This window comes from Bradyrhizobium sp. ISRA436 (assembly GCF_029910015.1).
Lineage (GTDB): Bacteria > Pseudomonadota > Alphaproteobacteria > Rhizobiales > Xanthobacteraceae > Bradyrhizobium.
Genome location: NZ_CP094519.1, coordinates 206,480 through 224,322 on the forward strand (window position 1 = coordinate 206,480; position 17,843 = coordinate 224,322).

General features: G+C 63.1%; 12 protein-coding genes and 1 pseudogene. 9 read left to right on the plus strand and 4 right to left on the minus strand.

The window, feature by feature from the left end; translation table 11 throughout:
* Window positions 1–21 precede the first annotated feature (21 nt).
* The 6 genes from rho (at window position 22) to MTX23_RS00990 (ending at window position 7,709) form a co-directional block, all read left to right on the plus strand.
* Window positions 22–1,287, plus strand: coding sequence for a transcription termination factor Rho (gene rho / locus MTX23_RS00965; RefSeq protein ID WP_280974790.1), 1,266 nt, complete (start codon window positions 22–24; stop codon window positions 1,285–1,287).
* 306 nt (window positions 1,288–1,593) lie between these two features.
* Window positions 1,594–2,928 (plus strand): tRNA uridine-5-carboxymethylaminomethyl(34) synthesis GTPase MnmE, encoded by a 1,335-nt coding sequence (gene mnmE / locus MTX23_RS00970; protein ID WP_280974791.1) that lies wholly within the window; start codon window positions 1,594–1,596, stop codon window positions 2,926–2,928.
* 182 nt (window positions 2,929–3,110) lie between these two features.
* The gene (gene mnmG, locus MTX23_RS00975; protein WP_280974792.1) at window positions 3,111–4,994 is read left to right on the plus strand and encodes a tRNA uridine-5-carboxymethylaminomethyl(34) synthesis enzyme MnmG; all 1,884 of its coding nucleotides are present in this window, start codon (window positions 3,111–3,113) and stop codon (window positions 4,992–4,994) included.
* Between the two features lie 140 nt (window positions 4,995–5,134).
* Window positions 5,135–5,800: a 16S rRNA (guanine(527)-N(7))-methyltransferase RsmG gene (rsmG, locus tag MTX23_RS00980; protein WP_280974793.1), complete on the plus strand. Its 666-nt coding sequence runs from the start codon at window positions 5,135–5,137 to the stop codon at window positions 5,798–5,800.
* A 31-nt stretch (window positions 5,801–5,831) separates the two neighbouring features.
* Complete coding sequence (locus MTX23_RS00985) at window positions 5,832–6,683, plus strand: ParA family protein (RefSeq protein ID WP_280974794.1); 852 nt, start codon at window positions 5,832–5,834, stop codon at window positions 6,681–6,683.
* Window positions 6,684–6,821: 138 nt separating this feature from the next.
* Complete coding sequence (locus MTX23_RS00990; protein ID WP_280974795.1) at window positions 6,822–7,709, plus strand: ParB/RepB/Spo0J family partition protein; 888 nt, start codon at window positions 6,822–6,824, stop codon at window positions 7,707–7,709.
* 150 nt (window positions 7,710–7,859) lie between these two features.
* On the opposite strand, the gene holA is transcribed toward MTX23_RS00990, so the two are convergent.
* From holA to leuS, 3 genes are read right to left on the minus strand one after another with little or no spacing between them, the layout of a single operon-like run.
* Entirely contained in the window at window positions 7,860–8,888 is a 1,029-nt protein-coding gene (gene holA, locus MTX23_RS00995; protein ID WP_280974796.1) for a DNA polymerase III subunit delta, read from the minus strand.
* Window positions 8,889–8,896: 8 nt separating this feature from the next.
* Window positions 8,897–9,448, minus strand: a complete 552-nt coding sequence (gene lptE / locus MTX23_RS01000; protein WP_280974797.1) for an LPS assembly lipoprotein LptE — start codon at window positions 9,446–9,448, stop codon at window positions 8,897–8,899.
* Entirely contained in the window at window positions 9,435–12,095 is a 2,661-nt protein-coding gene (leuS, locus tag MTX23_RS01005; RefSeq protein WP_280974798.1) for a leucine--tRNA ligase, read from the minus strand. The genes lptE and leuS overlap by 14 nt, the downstream gene beginning before the upstream one ends.
* A gap of 729 nt (window positions 12,096–12,824) precedes the next feature.
* Between leuS and MTX23_RS01010 the strand changes: the two genes are divergently transcribed.
* A complete protein-coding gene (locus MTX23_RS01010) occupies window positions 12,825–14,174 on the plus strand; it encodes an IS701 family transposase (RefSeq protein ID WP_280972939.1) in 1,350 nt (449 codons plus the stop codon).
* Between the two features lie 113 nt (window positions 14,175–14,287).
* Window positions 14,288–15,042 (plus strand): annotated as a pseudogene (locus tag MTX23_RS01015) (IS5 family transposase).
* Window positions 15,043–15,315: 273 nt separating this feature from the next.
* Here MTX23_RS01015 and MTX23_RS01020 read toward each other — a convergent pair.
* Window positions 15,316–17,007, minus strand: a complete 1,692-nt coding sequence (locus tag MTX23_RS01020) for a diguanylate cyclase (RefSeq protein WP_280974799.1) — start codon at window positions 17,005–17,007, stop codon at window positions 15,316–15,318.
* A gap of 109 nt (window positions 17,008–17,116) precedes the next feature.
* Here MTX23_RS01020 and MTX23_RS01025 point away from each other — a divergent pair, with 109 nt between their 5' ends.
* Window positions 17,117–17,821 (plus strand): YggS family pyridoxal phosphate-dependent enzyme, encoded by a 705-nt coding sequence (locus MTX23_RS01025; RefSeq protein WP_280974800.1) that lies wholly within the window; start codon window positions 17,117–17,119, stop codon window positions 17,819–17,821.
* The last annotated feature ends 22 nt before the right edge of the window (window positions 17,822–17,843 follow it).

A 17,843-nucleotide genomic window follows, 5' to 3' on the forward strand; every position in this document is an offset into this window, starting at 1 on the left:
CTTCCTCACAGGACTATCCCAATGCGGGAAATCAAACTCCAGGACCTCAAATCGAAAACGCCGGCTGAGCTCGTCTCGTTTGCGGAAGAGAACGGGGTCGAAAACGCCAGCACCATGCGCAAGCAGGAGCTGATGTTCGCCATCCTCAAGCAGCTCGCGATCGCCGAGACCGACATTATCGGTGAAGGCGTCGTCGAGGTTCTGTCCGACGGCTTCGGCTTCCTTCGTTCGCCGGACGCGAACTACCTGCCGGGCCCCGACGACATCTACGTCTCGCCCTCGCAGATCCGCCGCTTTGGCCTGCGCACCGGCGATACGATCGAAGGCCACATCCGCAGCCCGAAGGAAGGCGAACGCTACTTCGCGCTGCTGAAGGTCAACACGCTCAATTTCGAAGACCCCGAGAAATCCAGGCACAAGGTCAATTTCGACAACCTCACGCCTCTGTTTCCCAATCAGCGCTTCCGCATGGAGCTCGAGGACTCCACCAAGAAAGATCTTTCTGCCCGCGTGATCGACATTGTCGCGCCGATCGGCAAGGGCCAGCGCGCGCTGATCGTGGCGCCGCCGCGCACCGGCAAGACGGTGCTGATGCAGAACATCGCGCACTCCATCACCGCAAATCATCCTGACTGCTATCTGATCGTGCTGCTGATCGACGAGCGTCCCGAAGAAGTCACTGACATGCAGCGCTCGGTGAAGGGTGAAGTGGTCTCGTCCACCTTCGACGAACCCGCGGTACGTCACGTCCAGGTCGCTGAGATGGTGATCGAGAAGGCCAAGCGGCTCGTCGAGCACGGCCGCGACGTCGTGATCCTGCTCGATTCGATCACGCGCCTCGGCCGCGCCTACAACACGGTGGTGCCGTCATCCGGCAAGGTACTGACCGGCGGCGTCGACGCCAATGCCTTGCAGCGCCCGAAGCGCTTCTTCGGTGCCGCGCGCAACATTGAGGAGGGCGGTTCGCTGACCATCATCGCGACCGCACTGGTCGATACCGGCAGCCGTATGGATGAAGTCATTTTCGAAGAGTTCAAGGGCACCGGTAACTCCGAACTGATCCTTGACCGCAAGGTCTCCGACAAGCGGACCTTCCCGGCGATCGACATTGCCCGGTCCGGCACCCGCAAGGAGGAGCTCATCACCGATCCGCAGGTGCTGAAGAAGATGTACGTCCTGCGCCGCATCCTGAATCCGATGGGCACCATGGACGCGATCGACTTCCTGCTCGACAAGCTTCGGAACACGAAGAACAACGCAGAGTTCTTCGATTCGATGAACACCTGACGCTGTAGCCCGGAACGACAGGCGCTCCGTTCAAACGGGGCGCCCTTTTCATGTTGCGGTCTTGTTGCAGTACGCCCGCAACATGGAGCGCGGCGCGTTGGTACATAATTACCTTATAACGTATTGATTTATAACAGCTATATTAACTGAAGAACGGCTGTGCTGCGGGATCAGAGGGCCGATTGCAGCATAATTGCTGCGGAAATATTGCGGTCGCATCCAAGTTATATTGCAGTGCATCATCCTGATCAAATGTTGCGAAACGAAACCGCATTGCCTTTCTAAGTGCTCGGGAACAAATAGGCGATGCATCCACGCGACCAAACCATTTTTGCGCTGTCGTCCGGTCGGGCACCGAGTGCGATCGCGATTATCAGGGTCTCTGGTCCAATGGCCGAGTCAGTCGTCTCGGGCCTGGCCGGCAAGATGCCGGTTCCGCGGATGGCCACCCGTGTGCTGCTCCGCGATTCCGGCCGTCAACCGATCGACGACGCGGTCGTGCTGTGGTTTCCAGCGCCGGCGAGTGCGACTGGCGAGGACGTTGCCGAATTCCATGTCCATGGCGGACGCGCGGTGCTCGCAACGATGTTTGGAGCACTCGCTGCGTTCGACAATGTACGTCCGGCCGAGCCCGGCGAATTCACGCGGCGGGCCTTCGAGAACGGCAAACTCGACCTGACCGAGGCGGAGGGCCTCGACGATCTCATCCACGCCGATACCGACCGCCAGCGGCGCCAGGCGCTGCGTCAGTTGAAGGGGCTGCTTGGCGACCGCGCGCGCGACTGGCGCGAGCAAATCATCGCGGCGTCGGCGCTGATCGAAGCCGGCATTGATTTCTCCGACGAAGGCGATGTGCCCGACGAACTGATTGCGCCGGCGCTGGCGAAGATCAGATCCCTTCACGATGAGATTCAAGGCGTCCTGGCGGCGCAAGGACAAGGGGAACGGCTGCGCGATGGCCTGGTGGTCGCGATCGCGGGTCCGCCGAATGTCGGCAAGTCGACGTTGATCAACCAGCTTGCGCGCCGTGAGGTCGCGATCGTCTCGCCGCATGCCGGCACCACGCGTGACGTAATCGAGGTTCAGCTCGATCTCGACGGCTATCCGGTGACGGTCATCGACACGGCGGGCATCCGCGAGACCGAGGATCCCGTGGAGCAGGAGGGCGTCCGCCGTGCGCGGGCGCGAGCTGCGGAAGCGGATCTCGTCCTCTGGCTGACCGACGGTGCTGGCGGGGTGGGGACGCACGAAGATACGACGCCGGTCTGGCTGGTACGCAACAAGGTCGATCTCGATCGTGCGCGGTCCAGCGGACTGGGCGAGGGGGACACAAACCCCCAGCTCAGGATCTCCGCAGCCCGCGGCGATGGAATTCCCGAACTGATCACGGCGCTGGTTGGCTTCGCGCACGACTATTTCGGGACCAGCGAAGGCGGACTGATCAGCCGGACACGGCAACGCAAGTTGCTGGAGGAGACGGCGCAATCGCTCCACCGCAGCCTCGACGTGATCGGCCAGGGCGAAGAATTAGCCGCTGAGGAACTCCGCAGCGCGGCCTTTTCCCTTGGCCGCTTGCTCGGCCGGGTCGATGTCGAGGACATCCTTGACGTGATCTTCCGAGAATTCTGCATAGGGAAGTAAGACGCCCGATCGGGGTACTGTCGGATCGTTTCACGTGAAACACTAATTGCCCCCGGTGTGACCAGTCGCGCGTTTCACGTGAAACAGATTGGCCGGAACCAAGGGCGCCCGTTTCACGTGAAACAACGGAGCTTTCAACTTCGTTCTTCCGGCATTCATGACTCCGCGATAGAAGTCCCGCCATGATTTCTCCGGCGGATACATTTGACGTCATCGTCATCGGCGGCGGCCATGCCGGCTGCGAGGCTGCGAGCGCGGCTGCCCGGATGGGCGCAAAGACTGCCCTTGTGACTCACCGCTTTTTAACTATTGGCGCGATGTCCTGCAATCCCGCCATCGGAGGCCTCGGCAAGGGGCACCTGGTGCGCGAGGTCGACGCCCTTGATGGTCTGATGGGTCGTGTTGCCGATGCCAGCGGCATCCAGTTCCGGATGCTCAATCGCCGGAAGGGGCCAGCGGTCCGTGGTCCCCGGGCTCAGGCCGACCGGAAGCTCTATGCCGCGGCCATGCAGGCCGCGATTACTGAGACCGCCAATCTGAGAGTGATCGAAGGTGAAGCTGACGAGCTGATCGTCGCTGATGGGCGCGTGACCGGCATTCGCTTGGGCGACGGCCGAACGCTCTCGACGGGTGCCGTCGTGATTACGACCGGAACCTTCTTGCGCGGTCTGATCCACCTCGGCGAGAGGAACTGGCCCGCCGGCCGAGTCGGCGAGGAGCCGGCCATGGGGCTCTCTGCGTCGTTTGAACGCGTCGGCTTTACCCTGGGACGGCTCAAGACCGGGACTCCACCGCGCCTGGATGGCACCACGATCGACTGGTCGGTGGTCGAAATGCAGCCGGGAGACGATCCGCCTGAGCCATTTTCAGTGATGACCGAGCGGATCACGACGCCTCAGATCCAGTGCGGCATCACCAGGACCATGCCGGCGACCCATGAGGTGATCCGGGCCAATGTCCATCGCTCGCCGATGTATTCCGGCCAGATCAAGAGCACCGGACCGCGCTATTGCCCTTCGATCGAGGACAAGATCGTCCGCTTTGGCGATCGCGATGGCCATCAGATCTTCCTGGAGCCGGAAGGGCTCGACGACACCACGGTCTATCCGAACGGTATCTCGACATCGCTGCCGGAGGAGGTCCAGCTTGCGATCCTGGCCAGCGTTCCCGGCCTTGAGCGGGTGAAGATGATCCGGCCGGGCTATGCGATCGAATACGACTATGTCGATCCGCGCGAGCTTCATCCGACCCTGGAGACCAAGCGCCTCCAGGGGCTGTTCCTGGCCGGGCAGATTAACGGCACCACCGGGTACGAAGAGGCGGCCGGGCAGGGCATTGTCGCAGGGCTCAATGCCGCATTGGTTGCCGGCGGCGCCGACCCGATCGTGTTCGACCGCGCTGACGGCTATCTCGGCGTAATGATCGACGACCTCGTCACCCGCGGGATCACCGAGCCTTATCGGATGTTCACCTCGCGCGCCGAATACCGGCTGACGCTGCGGGCCGATAACGCCGACCAGCGGCTCACCGACAAGGGCATCGCGCTCGGATGCGTCGGGACAGCCCGCGCAGCGCGCCACCGGACCAAGATGGCGGCGCTGGAGGCCGCGAAGACGTTGGCGAAGTCGCTCTCGATCACGCCGAATGAAGCCGTCAGGCATGGGCTGTCGCTCAACCGCGATGGGACCCGCCGCTCGGCCTTTGAACTGTTAGCCTACCCGGAGATCGAATGGCCCGCGGTCCGTGCGATCTGGCCGAAGCTGTCGGCCATCGATCCTGCCATCGCGGTGCATCTGGAGATCGACGCCAAATACGATGTCTATCTGAAGCGCCAGACCGCCGAGGTTGATGCTTTCCGGCGGGATGAGAGCATGGTTCTGACCGGCGTCGATTACGCCGATGTGCCGGGCCTCTCGAATGAAGCGCGCGCCAAGCTGCGGAAGGCACAGCCACGGACGATCGGGCAGGCGGGCCGGATCGACGGCATGACGCCGGCCGCGCTGGGCATCCTGGCCGCCTATCTGCGCCGCGAGGCGCGGCGCAAGACCGCGAAGGCGTCCGCATAGCGTTTCACGTGAAACGGGACGGCGGTCGACTGTCCGTCGTATCGAAGAGCGGAAGCGACGAAGCAGTCCATCGCTTCCGGGCAGCACTTCTGGATTGCATCGATTTGTCCCAACGGCGAGCTCGGTCGGCATCCAAGAAGATGGCTCCAGTTTCCCAATCCTCAGAGCTTCAAGTCTCCGGCGGCGACAAGGCCGCGGCGCTCGCGCTGACTCCTGTTTCACGTGAAACGGAAGCTCGCCTCGATCGCTATGTCGCGCTCCTGCTGGAGTGGCAGGCCAAGACCAATCTGGTGGCGCCATCGACGCTCCCGAATCTCTGGACCCGCCATATCTCCGATTCGCTGCAACTTCTGAATCTAGCGCCATCGGCAAAGTCCTGGGTCGATCTCGGCAGCGGCGGCGGCTTCCCCGGCGTGGTGCTGGCCTGCGCGCTGGCCGAGACGCCGGACGCATCGGTTCATCTGGTTGAGCGAATCGCCAAGAAGGCGGCATTCTTGCGCGAGGCGATTCGCGTGACGGCGTCGCCGGGGACAGTGCATCTCGCTGATATCGGGGATACTGTGGATAGAATCTCTGGTCCGATCGATTGCGTCACCGCGCGGGCGCTGGCTCCGTTACATCAACTTGTCGGCTTCGCGGAGCCGTGGGTCAAAAAAGGCGCGAGAGCGCTGTTTTTGAAAGGTCAAGATGTAGAGGCCGAATTGACCGAGGCCACTAAATATTGGAATATTGAACCAAAGCTTCATTCCAGCCGTACCGGCGGACACGGCTGGATCGTCGAACTCGCGTCAATCGAGCGGCGCTAGGGGGCTCCGCGGCAGCAAGTGGTATTCTGGTATGACTGTGATGGATGAGGTTTATCAAGAGGATAGGGCGCCGCAGCCGGCCGGCCATCCGCGCATCCTGTCGCTCGCCAATCAGAAGGGCGGCGTGGGCAAGACCACCACAGCGATCAATCTTGGTACGGCACTCGCTGCGATTGGTGAGCGGGTCCTGATCGTCGATCTCGATCCGCAGGGCAACGCGTCGACTGGCCTCGGCATCGATCGCCGCAACCGCAGCTGCTCGACCTATGATGTGCTGGTCGGCGAAGCGCCGCTGCGCGATGCCGTGGTCGCGACCGCGGTGCCGCGGCTGCACATCGCGGCCTCTACCATGGATCTTTCCGGCCTCGAGCTCGAACTCGGCACCACGCCGGGCCGCGCGTTCCGGTTGCGCGATGCGATCGCCGGGCTCAACAACAATGTCTCGCCAGAAGCCGACTACACCTATGTGCTGATCGACTGCCCGCCGTCGCTCAACCTGCTCACCGTGAATGCGATGGCGGCGTCGGATGCGATCCTGGTGCCGTTGCAGTGCGAGTTCTTCGCGCTCGAAGGTCTGTCGCAGTTGCTGCAGACCGTGGAGCAGGTGCGCTCGACGCTCAATTCGAACCTGTCGATCCACGGCATCGTGCTGACCATGTTCGACTCGCGCAACAACCTCTCCAACCAGGTCGTCGCCGACGTGCGCCAGTTCATGGGAGCCAAGGTCTACGACACCATGATCCCGCGCAACGTGCGCATTTCGGAGGCGCCGTCCTACGGCAAGCCGGTCCTGGTCTATGATCTCAAATGCGCCGGCAGCGAAGCCTATCTCAAGCTCGCCACCGAGGTGATCCAGCGCGAGCGCGAGCTGCGCACGCATTGACGATGATGGTGTGGGCACAGACTTTCTCGCTGTGTCCATCACCCGTCGCGCCGCATGGTGGACACGTCTCGTTCTGTCTGCCCAATTCAAGATTCGATTTCCGGAGTACTGCGCGTGAATCCAAGGGAGCTCGCAACAATGGCTGATGAAGCGCGTTCGCGACTGGGGCGCGGGCTTGCAAGCCTGATCGGGGATGTCGGCGGCGAGGCCGCGCATGTCGAGCGGCCGCGCGCGCAGCGCAAGGTGCCGATCGAATTCCTCAAGGCCAACCCGCGCAACCCGCGCCGCACCTTTGCCGATGTCGAGCTTGGCGAGCTCGCCGATTCGATCAAGCAGCGCGGCGTGATCCAGCCGATCGTGGTGCGCGCGATCAAGGGCGTGCAGGACCGCTACGAGATCATCGCCGGCGAGCGCCGCTGGCGCGCCTCGCAGCTTGCCGGCCTGCACGAAGTGCCGATCATGCCGGTCGAGGTCAACGACTCCGATGCGCTCGAGATCATGATCATCGAGAACGTTCAGCGCGAAGACCTCAACGCGATGGAGGAGTCGCAGGGCTATCATGCGCTGGCCGACGAGTTCAAACGCAGCCAGGAGGACATCGCCAAGATCGTCGGCAAGAGCCGCAGCCACGTCGCCAACATGATGCGGCTGACCAAGCTGCCCGCCGAGGTGCAGGCGCTGATCGCCAAGGGCGATCTCTCCGCCGGTCACGCCCGCGCGCTGATCGGCGTGCCCGATCCGCTCGCGGCTGCGAAGCGCATCGTCGCCGAAGGCCTCAACGTCCGCCAGGCCGAGGCGCTGGCGCATGAGGAAGGCGTGCCGGAGCGCAAGCCGCAAAAGGCGCGCTCGAGCGCTGCGGCCAAGGTCAACAAGGATGCCGACACCCTGGCACTGGAGAAGCGTGTCAGCGACGCGCTCGGCCTTACCGTCACCGTCAACCATCGCGATCCCGGCGGCACGGTGCAGATCAACTACCGCAACCTCGAGCAGCTCGATGAGGTGGTGCGGCGGCTGGAAGGCGGCTAGTCCAGCCGATCTCTTTTCCGTCATTGCGAGGAGCTCGCGACAAAATTGCAAAGCAATTTTGCGCTGAAGCGACGAAGCAATCCATGTTTCCTTTGCGGGACGATGGATTGCTTCGCTTCGCTCGCAATGACGTCTCCCCAATATCGTGCGCTATCCCCGCCGCTTCGCATTCGCCGCGATCGACAGCAGCGAGCGCTGTCCGATCACGGCGGCGAGCGAGGCCTGCTTGCGCATCTCGAGCGCGGCGGTCGCGAGCTGCTCGATCACGGTCACCAGCCGCGGCGCGCTGAAATTGCGCAGCGCGATCTCGACCGAGGCTTTGCGCGAGAAGTGCAGCCGCGGAAATCCGCCTTCGAGCACGGCGGTAACAGGGGTGCCGTCGGCGACCGCGAGCGCCGATTTGTGCAGCCAAGCCGCGTGGCGCTGCGCGGCCGAGATGATCACGCCGGGATAGGTGCCGGCGACCATCGCCTTTGCGAACTCGCTCTCGACCAGCGCGGCATTGCCGGCAAAGGCGCCGTCGACGATCGGATCGAGCTTAAGCTCGGATGCGTCGGAGACGACAGTCACCACGTCATCGAGCGTGATCTCGCCCTTGCCGTGCGCGAACAGCGCGAGCTTGCGCAGCTCGTTGCGCGAGGCCTGGCGGTCGCCGCCGAGCAACGACATCAGCACCGCGCGCGCATCCGGCGCCAGCCGCAGGTTGGAAATGCGCAGCTCGTCCTCGATCAGCTTGGTCAGATCGCGCTCGGTGTCGGGATAGCAGCCGATCGCCACCGCGTTCCTGGCGCGCTCGCAGGCCTTGCGCAGCGGCGATTCCGGCCGCAGCTCGCCGGCCTCGATCACGATCCGGCAATCCTTCAATTGTGTCTCGGCGAGCGTATCGACGCCGCTGGCAAAATTGCGCGAGCCGGCGCGGACGCGGATGGCGCGGCGGCCGCCGAACAGCGGGACCGTCATCGCCTCGTCGACCAGCCGCGAGGGCTCGGCGGCGAGCTCGTCGCCATCGAGCCGCACCAGCGAGAACGGATCGTTGGGATCGTCGACCGCCGACGCCATCAGCGCGTCGGCGCGCTCGCGCACCAGGCCCGCATCCGGGCCGTACAGCAGGATGATCGGGCGGCCAGCGTCAGGCCGGGCGAGAAAGCTGTCGATCTCTTTTCCGCGAAGCGCGACCAATGCGGTGATCAGGTCCCGGCAGAGAAGAACGACGCCAGCCGGGTCTGGATGTTGTCGGCGATCTCCTGCGCGGCGCGATCCTCGGCGTCGCGGAAGGCGCGCGAGCGGGCGAAACGCTGATAGGAGCCGGGCATGTCATAGGACACGCGCGAGAAGGTCGTGCCGGTCATCACCGACTTGTTGGATGCGATCTCGATCAGGTTGAACTGCGCGTTGATGCCGTAGTTCTCGCTGGTCGGCAGCGCGGTGGCGGGGTCGATCATCAGCGAGGAACGGCTGGTTGTGAATCTCAGGACAAGCCGATGGGTCGGCGGCATGCCGGTGGCATTGCCATAGAGCTTGAAGGCGAGCGCGTTGCGGATCTCGACGCCGACCCGCGCCTCGCGGGAGGCGTTCGGCTTGTCGACCGGTGGAATCTCGACGCCCATCAGCTTTTCGCGCAGGCCCGGCGTCCCGTCGGTATGCTCGGCATACATCGGGTGAAAGCAGCCGGCCGTCAGCGCGGCCAAGGCAGCCACGGCAATCAACCGGGCAGCGATCCTGATCCTAGCCGACGACATTCACGATCCTCATGGGAACTACGATCACCTTGCGGACGGGTTTGCCGCCCAAGGCGAGTTTTACCGCATCGAGCGCCAAAACGGCAGCCTCTATCTCCGCATTTTGGGCGGTGCGTGGCACAGTAACATCACCCCGCTTCTTGCCGTTGACCTGAACGACCAGGGTCACGCTGTCTTCGACCAGCAAATCGCGCTCGATTTGAGGCCAACCGGCCTCCGATACCAGCCCGCTCTGGCCCAAAACCGCCCAGCACTCCTCGGCCAGATGCGGCATCATGGGTGAGAACAGGTGGACCAGGATGGTCGCGGCCTCTTTTACCGCCCAGACGACGTCGGGCGCGGGCTTGTCACCCTTCCCCAATACCTCGGCCAGTGCGTTGGCAAACTCGCGGATATGGGCGAGGCAGACGTTGAAGTGCAGCCGCTCGATGCCCGACGAGACCTTGTCGAGCGCACCGTGCGCGGCCTTGCGCAAGGCGAGCGCCTCGGGCCCGAAGGTCGCCGGCCGCGCCGCCGGCGCCGACTTTGCGATCTTGGCCGATTCGTTCACCAGCCGCCACAGCCGCTGCACGAAGCGCGAGGCGCCCTGCACGCGCTCGTCGCTCCAGATCACGTCGCGATCCGGCGGCGAATCGGACAGCATGAACCAGCGCGCGACATCGGCGCCGTAGCTCGCGATGATGTCGTCGGGGTCGACGGTGTTCTTCTTCGACTTCGACATCTTCTCGATCGGACCGATCGCAATGTCTTCGCCGGTCGCCATCAGCACCGCGCGGCGGCCGTTGCCGCCTATCTCGACCTTCACCTCGGCCGGCGTGACATAGGTGCCGTCGGCCTTCTGGTAGGTCTCGTGCACCACCATGCCCTGGGTGAACATGCCGGCGAACGGTTCCTTCATGTCGATGTGGCCGGTCGCCTTCATCGCGCGGGTGAAGAAGCGGCTGTAGAGCAGATGCAGGATCGCGTGCTCGACGCCGCCGATATACTGGTCGACCGGCATCATCCGGTTGGCGACCGCGGGCGTCGTCGGCGCCTCCTCGTTCCAGGGATCGGTGAAGCGCGCGAAGTACCAGGACGAGTCCACGAAGGTGTCCATCGTGTCGGTTTCGCGCACCGCCTTGCCGCCGCATTTCGGGCAGGTGACGTGCTTCCAGCTCGGGTGATGATCGAGCGCGTTGCCCGGCTTGTCGAAGGTCGCGTCCTCCGGCAGCGTCACCGGCAACTGGTCGTCGGGCACCGGCACCACGTCGCACTTGGGACAATGGATCACCGGGATCGGGCAGCCCCAATAGCGCTGGCGTGAAATGCCCCAGTCGCGCAGGCGGAAATTCACCTGGCGCTCGCCGACGGCCCCCACCCTTCCCTCCCCCGCTTGCGGGGAAGAGTTAGGCAAGGGGCGCATCTCGCACTCAAGGCGCTTGGCGACCTCTTCCTTCGCCTGCTCGATGGTCATGCCGTCGAGGAAGCGCGAATTGATCATGCGGCCATCGCCGTCATAGGCGGTGTCGGTGATGACGAAGGTCTTCGGGTCCTGGCCCTGGGGGCAGACCACCGGCACGTTGCCGAGCCCGTATTTGTTGACGAAGTCGAGGTCGCGCTGGTCGTGTGCCGGACAGCCGAAGATCGCGCCGGTGCCGTATTCCATTAGCACGAAATTCGCGACATAGACCGGCAGCTTCCAGCTCGGGTCGAACGGATGGATCGCCTTGATGCCCGTGTCGAAACCCTGCTTCTCGGCGGTGTCGATGATCTCCTGCGCGGTGCCGATCTTCTTGATCTCGGAGATGAACTCCGCAAGCTTGGGGTCCTTCGCGGCCGCGGCCTGCGCCAGCGGGTGATCGGCGGAGATTGCCATGAACTTCGCGCCAAACAGCGTGTCCGGCCGCGTGGTGAAGATCTTCAGCTCGCTCTCGCCGGCCGGCGTCGTCGCCGTATCGAGCGCAAAGCGGATCAAGAGGCCTTCGGAGCGGCCGATCCAGTTGCGCTGCATCAGCAGCACCTTGTCGGGCCAGCGGTCCAGTCCGTCCAGCGCCTCCAGCAGCTCCTCCGAGTACTTCGTGATCTTGAAGACCCACTGGCTCATCTCGCGCTGCTCGACGATGGCGCCCGAGCGCCAGCCGCGGCCGTCGATCACCTGCTCGTTGGCGAGCACGGTCATGTCGACCGGATCCCAGTTCAGCTTGCGCTTCTCGCGCTCGGCGAGGCCCGCGCGCAGCATGTCCAGGAACATCTTCTGCTGATGCTTGTAGTAGGAGGGATCGCAAGTCGCGAACTCCCGGCTCCAGTCGAGCGACAGCCCGATCGACTTGAGCTGCTTCTTCATCGCGGCGATGTTGTCGTAGGTCCAGGCCTTCGGCGCCACCTTGCGCTCGATCGCGGCGTTCTCCGCCGGCAGGCCGAACGCGTCCCAGCCCATCGGATGCAGCACGTTGAACCCCTTGGCGCGCATGTAGCGCGCCAGCACGTCGCCCAGCGTGTAGTTCCTGACATGCCCGATATGGATGCGCCCGGACGGATAGGGAAACATCTCGAGCACGTAATATTTCGGCCGCTTATCGTCGTTCTTCGAGGCGAAGATCGCCTTGTCATCCCACAGGCGCTGCCAGCGGGGCTCGGATTCACGGGCGTTGTAGCGTTCAGAGGTCATGAAATCGCAGGGCTTTGGGTGATTTTCGGGTCCCATCAAAGGACGGCGGACTAGGCCACAAAAACGCCCATGGGGTCAACGGTTTGGGCCCCTACAAAGCCTCATCCCTCGCGGCCTGGCCCTGCCGCTGCCGCAGGGGGCGGATCGGGGTTGGTTGGAGCTGCCGCAACTGGCTGCCTTGGGGCATCCTCAAGGAACTTATTCGGTGTCGTCACCCGCGAAGTCGGGTGACCAGTATTCCAGAAACGCCTGAGTTCAACCCGAAAAGCCGCGGCGTACTGGATCGCCCGGTCCCGTCTACGCCAAGGCTTCGACGGGGCTTGCGGCCTCGGGCGCGCCGGAGCTTTAGCGAAAGCGGCAAACCGGGCGACGACAGGGTGTTGGGGGCGCAATTTCGCGTTCTCGCGACATGATCTGTCCGAGTCTTGCCTCACATTCCGCCCTCTTTCGATCAGAGGGCGCAGGGAAAGCCGGGTGCCGATCGCACCCATGGGCCCGGTGCAACAAAAAAGCACCGAGGGTAGGACCACAGGTGAAACCGGAATCATCCCGGCTTTCCCTGCGCGATGGGCTACGGCTTATACGCGCTCTCCCCGGCGAGACTGGGCTTTGTTGTCACCGTCATCAGTGAGGGTTCTAGCTCTTACTGATGAGACACCTGCCACTAACACTACTTTGGCAGATTATCGCTTTTACTGCGTTTTTTAGGATTCCCGAATCGATTTTTCAATGATTCATGGGTGGTCGGCTCTCGGAGGGCTGACCATGGCGGAGTGGGAAGACGAACTCGAACGCTGGCTGAAGCCGTTCCTGGATCGGTTGGGTCATAGGACCCGGCGGCGGATGTGTCCATTGTACGTTGCGGGATTGATCGGTCCCGGCGACCGCAAAAGCGTTCAGCCGATGGCGGAGCGCCTTGCCGCGGGCAACTACGATCAGTTGCACCATTTCATTGCCGACGGTGTCTGGGACGCGACTCCGCTGGAATCTGAACTGTTAAATCAGGCCGACCGGCTTGTCGGCGGCAAGGACGCGGTGCTCGTTATTGACGACACCGCAATGCCGAAGAAGGGCGAACGCTCGGTTGGCGTCGCGCCTCAATATGCGTCCTCTCTTGGCAAAACGGCAAATTGCCAAACGCTGGTGTCGCTGACCCTTGCGCGCGGCGAAGTGCCAGTAATGGTCGCGCTGCGTCTCTTTTTGCCCGAAAGCTGGACGAGCAATGTGTCTCGTTTGAAGCGTGCTCGCGTGCCGATCGAACACCGAACGGCACGATCCAAGCCGGAAATTGCTTTGGCCGAGGTTGACCGAGCGATGGCAGCCAACGTGCGCTTTGGATGCGTGCTGGCGGATGCAGGATACGGGCTTAGCGCACCGTTTCGACAGGGGCTAACAGAACGCGGCCTGGCCTGGGCCGTCGGCATCCCTCGGCATCTCAAGGTGTATCCGGTTGATGTACAGCTCATTTGGCCGATTACCAAAGTCCGCGGGAAGCCACGAAAGCACCACGTACCAGATGTCTTATCGATTGCGGCAGAACAAATGCTGGCCAGCGCCAAATGGAAAACCGTGAGTTGGCGCAGCGGAACGAAAGGTCGTCTGACAGCCCGATTTGCTGCTGTCCGTGTCCGCACCGCCGACGGCCCTCCGCAGCGGATTTGGGACAAGGGTCAGCAGCATCTCCCAGGCGACGAGGCCTGGCTCATTGGCGAGCAACGCGCCTCCGGGGAGAAGAAATACTATCTCGCCAATCTCCCGGCGGCGACGGATCTGCGCACGCTGGCCGCAACCATCAAGGCACGGTGGATTTGTGAGCAGGCGCATCAGCAGTTGAAGGAGGAGCTTGGACTGGATCACTTCGAAGGGCGATCATGGCAAGGTCTTCATCGCCACGCCCTGATGACCATGATTGCCTACGCCTTCCTGCAACATCGTCGCCTCGCACACGCGGGGCGGAAAAAAAAGAATCAACGGGCCTCCGCCTCAACCAACCATGCCCGCCGTACGTCACGCCATCGTCGATCTCATCCTTCGGCCGCCGTCTCAGCAGTGCCCATATTGCCGAAAGCAAATCCTTGAAAAGCAGTCGCGCAAACACATTCTGCCAAAGTAGTGCTAAGGTTTGTACTCAATCAGATGTATAATTTTACGTGGAGATATGATTCAAGCTCTGCATTTGCGGGGCTTGGATCATGGCGGGCGAGTTTTGGTTGAATGATCGGCAGTGGGCAGCAATCGAGCCCTTGCTGCCGCAAAATCAGCCCGGCGCTCGTCGAGTCGATGATCGCCGCGTGATCAGTGGCATCATCCATGTGTTGAAGTCCGGCTGCCGCTGGCGCGATTGCCCGGCAGTGTTCGGCCCTTACACGACCGTCTACAATCGCTGGAACCGCTGGTCGCGGCGCGAGGTCTGGCGCAATCTGTTCGAAGCACTTCGGGGCCTGTCGCCCGATGACGACTTCCAGGCCATCGATTCCACGACCGCCAAGGCGCACCGTGCGGCGGCCGGTGGAAAAGGGGGGCGGAGGCTCAGGCCATCGGTCGTTCCCGCGGTGGCAGGACCACCAAGATCCACGCCGTCTGCGACAGTCTCGGACGCGCCATCGCGCTCGAAGTAACGCCAGGTCAGCGTGGTGACATCCGCGCGGCGCTGCCCCTGCTCAGCTCTCTGCCACCACCGCGTTGCTGTGCGGCCGACACGGCCTATGACGCGAACGAACTGCGGCAATTCCTCATCGAACGGGGAACAACCCCGGTCATCCCAAACAATCCCACCCGAAAACGCTTCCATCCGTTCGACCGCGCCGCATACAAGCGGCGCAACCTCGTCGAGCGCATGTTTTGCAGGCTCAAGGACTGGCGGCGCATTGCAACCCGCTATGACAAGCTCGCCAGAAACTTCCTCTCGGCCGTCAATCTTGCTGCCGCTATCATTTGGTGGACCTGATTGAGTCCGGACCTTAGGGCGTCAGGCCTGCACGATTTCGTCGTCCGCCTCGGTCACGCTCGTCAGCCGTGACATCGGCGTCCACCGCATCTCGACCCAACACTCGTGACGATCGCGTAGCGCCCCTCAGGCGGGTGAGACAGCCAATTCATACACCGAGTTGCACTTCTGGAAAACAGAAATATTTTTGATGCGAGGCCTTGCGCCGTCGGGCAAATCGGTGGCATGGGCGCGGCTCTTTCCTCTGCGTCGGCAGCAATTCCGCATGGCGCCTCAGCTCGCCAGCGCCATCCCAGCTTCGTCCAACGCCTTCACGAAGCCATGCTCGACCACCGCGTTGCGGCCACGGTGCTTGGCGGCGTAGAGCGCGGCGTCGGCGGCTTCGATCAGATCGCCGGGGCGAAGGGCGTCGTTCGGCTTCGTCGTCGCGACGCCGACGCTCACGGTGACGATGGTGTGGCCCGACGTTGAGTGCGGCACTGCCAGCCCGAGCACCGCCGTGCGCACGGTCTCGCCGATCGCGAGCGCCCGCGCGGCGTCGGTGTTCGGCAGCAGCAGGCAGAATTCCTCGCCGCCATAGCGGCCCGCAAAGCCCATCGTGTCGGCGGCGATACCGGATAGCGTTTCGCCGATCCTGGTGAGGCAGGTGTCGCCTTCGGGATGACCGTAGGTGTCGTTGTAGAGCTTGAAGTGATCGACATCGATCATCAACAGCGATAGCGCGGAGTCATATTGCTGCGACTTCATCCACTCGAAATCGAGCCGGCTCTGGAAGCCGCGGCGATTGGCAAGGCCCGACAGCGCGTCGATCGAGGCCATCACGGTCAGGCGGTCATTGGAGGCGAGGAGCTCGCGTTCGCGCTGACTGAGCTGCGCGGCCATCGCATTGAAGGCGCGCGCCAGCGGAACGAACTCCGACGGCAGCTTGTGCTTGGCGACGCGCGCAGACCAGTCGCCCTCGCCGAACCGGCGTGCCATGCCGGTCATCAGCTCGATCGGCTTGATGATCAGCTTCTCCGCGCCGACCAGCGCGCCAAGCAGCACGAACAGGCAGACGAAGCCGAGCTGCAGATAGGCCGTGCGGATCTCGCGGTTGATCGCCGCCGTCACCTTCGCTTCATCCATGCTCACGATCAGCCGTGACTGCGTTCCGGAGATGCGGGCGAAGCTCAGCGTGCGCTGCGCGCCGTCGGACGCGGTGAACGACACCGAGCCTGAGGGCTCGTCGTAGCTCAGCGCCTTCTCCGCGATCGCCGACATCAACGGAACAGTGTCGAGCGAGCGGCCGATCAGGCTCGCATGGTCCGATGGCGCGGCGATCACGACACCGGTGCTGTCGACCAGCACCGCCGACATGCCCGGCTGTCCGCCGAGATTGCCCATGATCTGCGAAAGCCAGTCGATATTGATGCCGGCGACGACGACGGCATCCTCCTCCGGATTGATCGCGGCGACCGGATAGGCGGCCATCATCATCGGACGGCCATTGGGCTTGCCGAACAAATAATCGCTGAAGACGAAGCCGCGCGTGCTCTGCGCTTTCTTGAAATAGTCGCGGTCGGCGAGATTGATCCCGACCTGGGCGTTGAGCGTGGAACACTGCACCACGCCGTCGCGGGACGCGAACATGATGCTGTGGATCCACGGCAGGATCGTCGGCAGGCTGGCGCGCAGCACCTCGCAGCTCCGCGCGATGCCGCCGGAGGCTCTGATATAGGCGGCCGACTTCAGCATGGTCTCGACCGAGGAAACCACCTCGCGCTGGGTTTCGGCGGCATGGCTGGTCAGATTGGCGTAGACCTCCGCTGCCTGCGCGATCTGCTTGGCGCGGAACGCCTCCAGCGTGCGGACCCGATCGAGCATCAGGGGCGCAACCAGCATCACTGCAAGCAAGGCCAGCCGGGCACGAATGCCCAGAACCTTCTTGAGTTTCACCCGGTTGCGGTTGAAGGTTACGCCCGACATCTTGGTCCCTTGCCCGTGCGCCAAGGTAAGATGAAGGGCTTCAAAAAGCCTTTCCCGAATTTGGTAAAATTCGACCCAACACCACCGCCCGTCAGAAAACGATACAAACATGCCGCAAAGCCCGACCACACCGTTATCAGCGCATTCACCAAACGGCCTTGCCACCGTCGAGCAGGAGATCGCGCGTGCCTGCAAGGAAGCGCGCCGCGATCGCGCCTCGGTGACGCTGATCGCGGTGTCGAAGACCTTCGCGGCCGATGCCATTTCACCCGTTATCGACGCGGGACAGCGTGTTTTCGGCGAGAATCGCGTGCAGGAAGCGAAGGGCAAGTGGCCGGTGTTGATGCAGGCTCACCCCGGACTGGTGCTGCATCTGATCGGGCCGCTGCAGTCGAACAAGACCAAGGATGCCGTCGCGCTGTTCGATGTGATCCATTCCGTCGATCGTCCGAGCATTTGCGAAGCATTAGCCAAGGAAATCAAATCCCGGCAGAAGCAGCCGGAATTGTTTGTCCAGATCAACACCGGCGAGGAGCCGCAGAAGGCCGGCGTCGCACCGCAGGACGCCGATGCCTTCATCGCTGCGTGCCGCGACAAATACGGTTTGCAGATCTCGGGGTTGATGTGCATCCCGCCGGTCGACCAGGCGCCGGCGCCGCATTTCGCGCTCTGCGCCAAGATCGCCGCACGCAACGGCCTGAAGAATCTCTCGATGGGAATGAGCGCGGATTTCGCGGTGGCAATCCAGATGGGCGCCACCCATGTGCGCGTGGGGTCGGCGATCTTTGGGGCTAGGACAGTGTCGCAAGCTTAGCTGCCTGGAATCGTCATTGCGA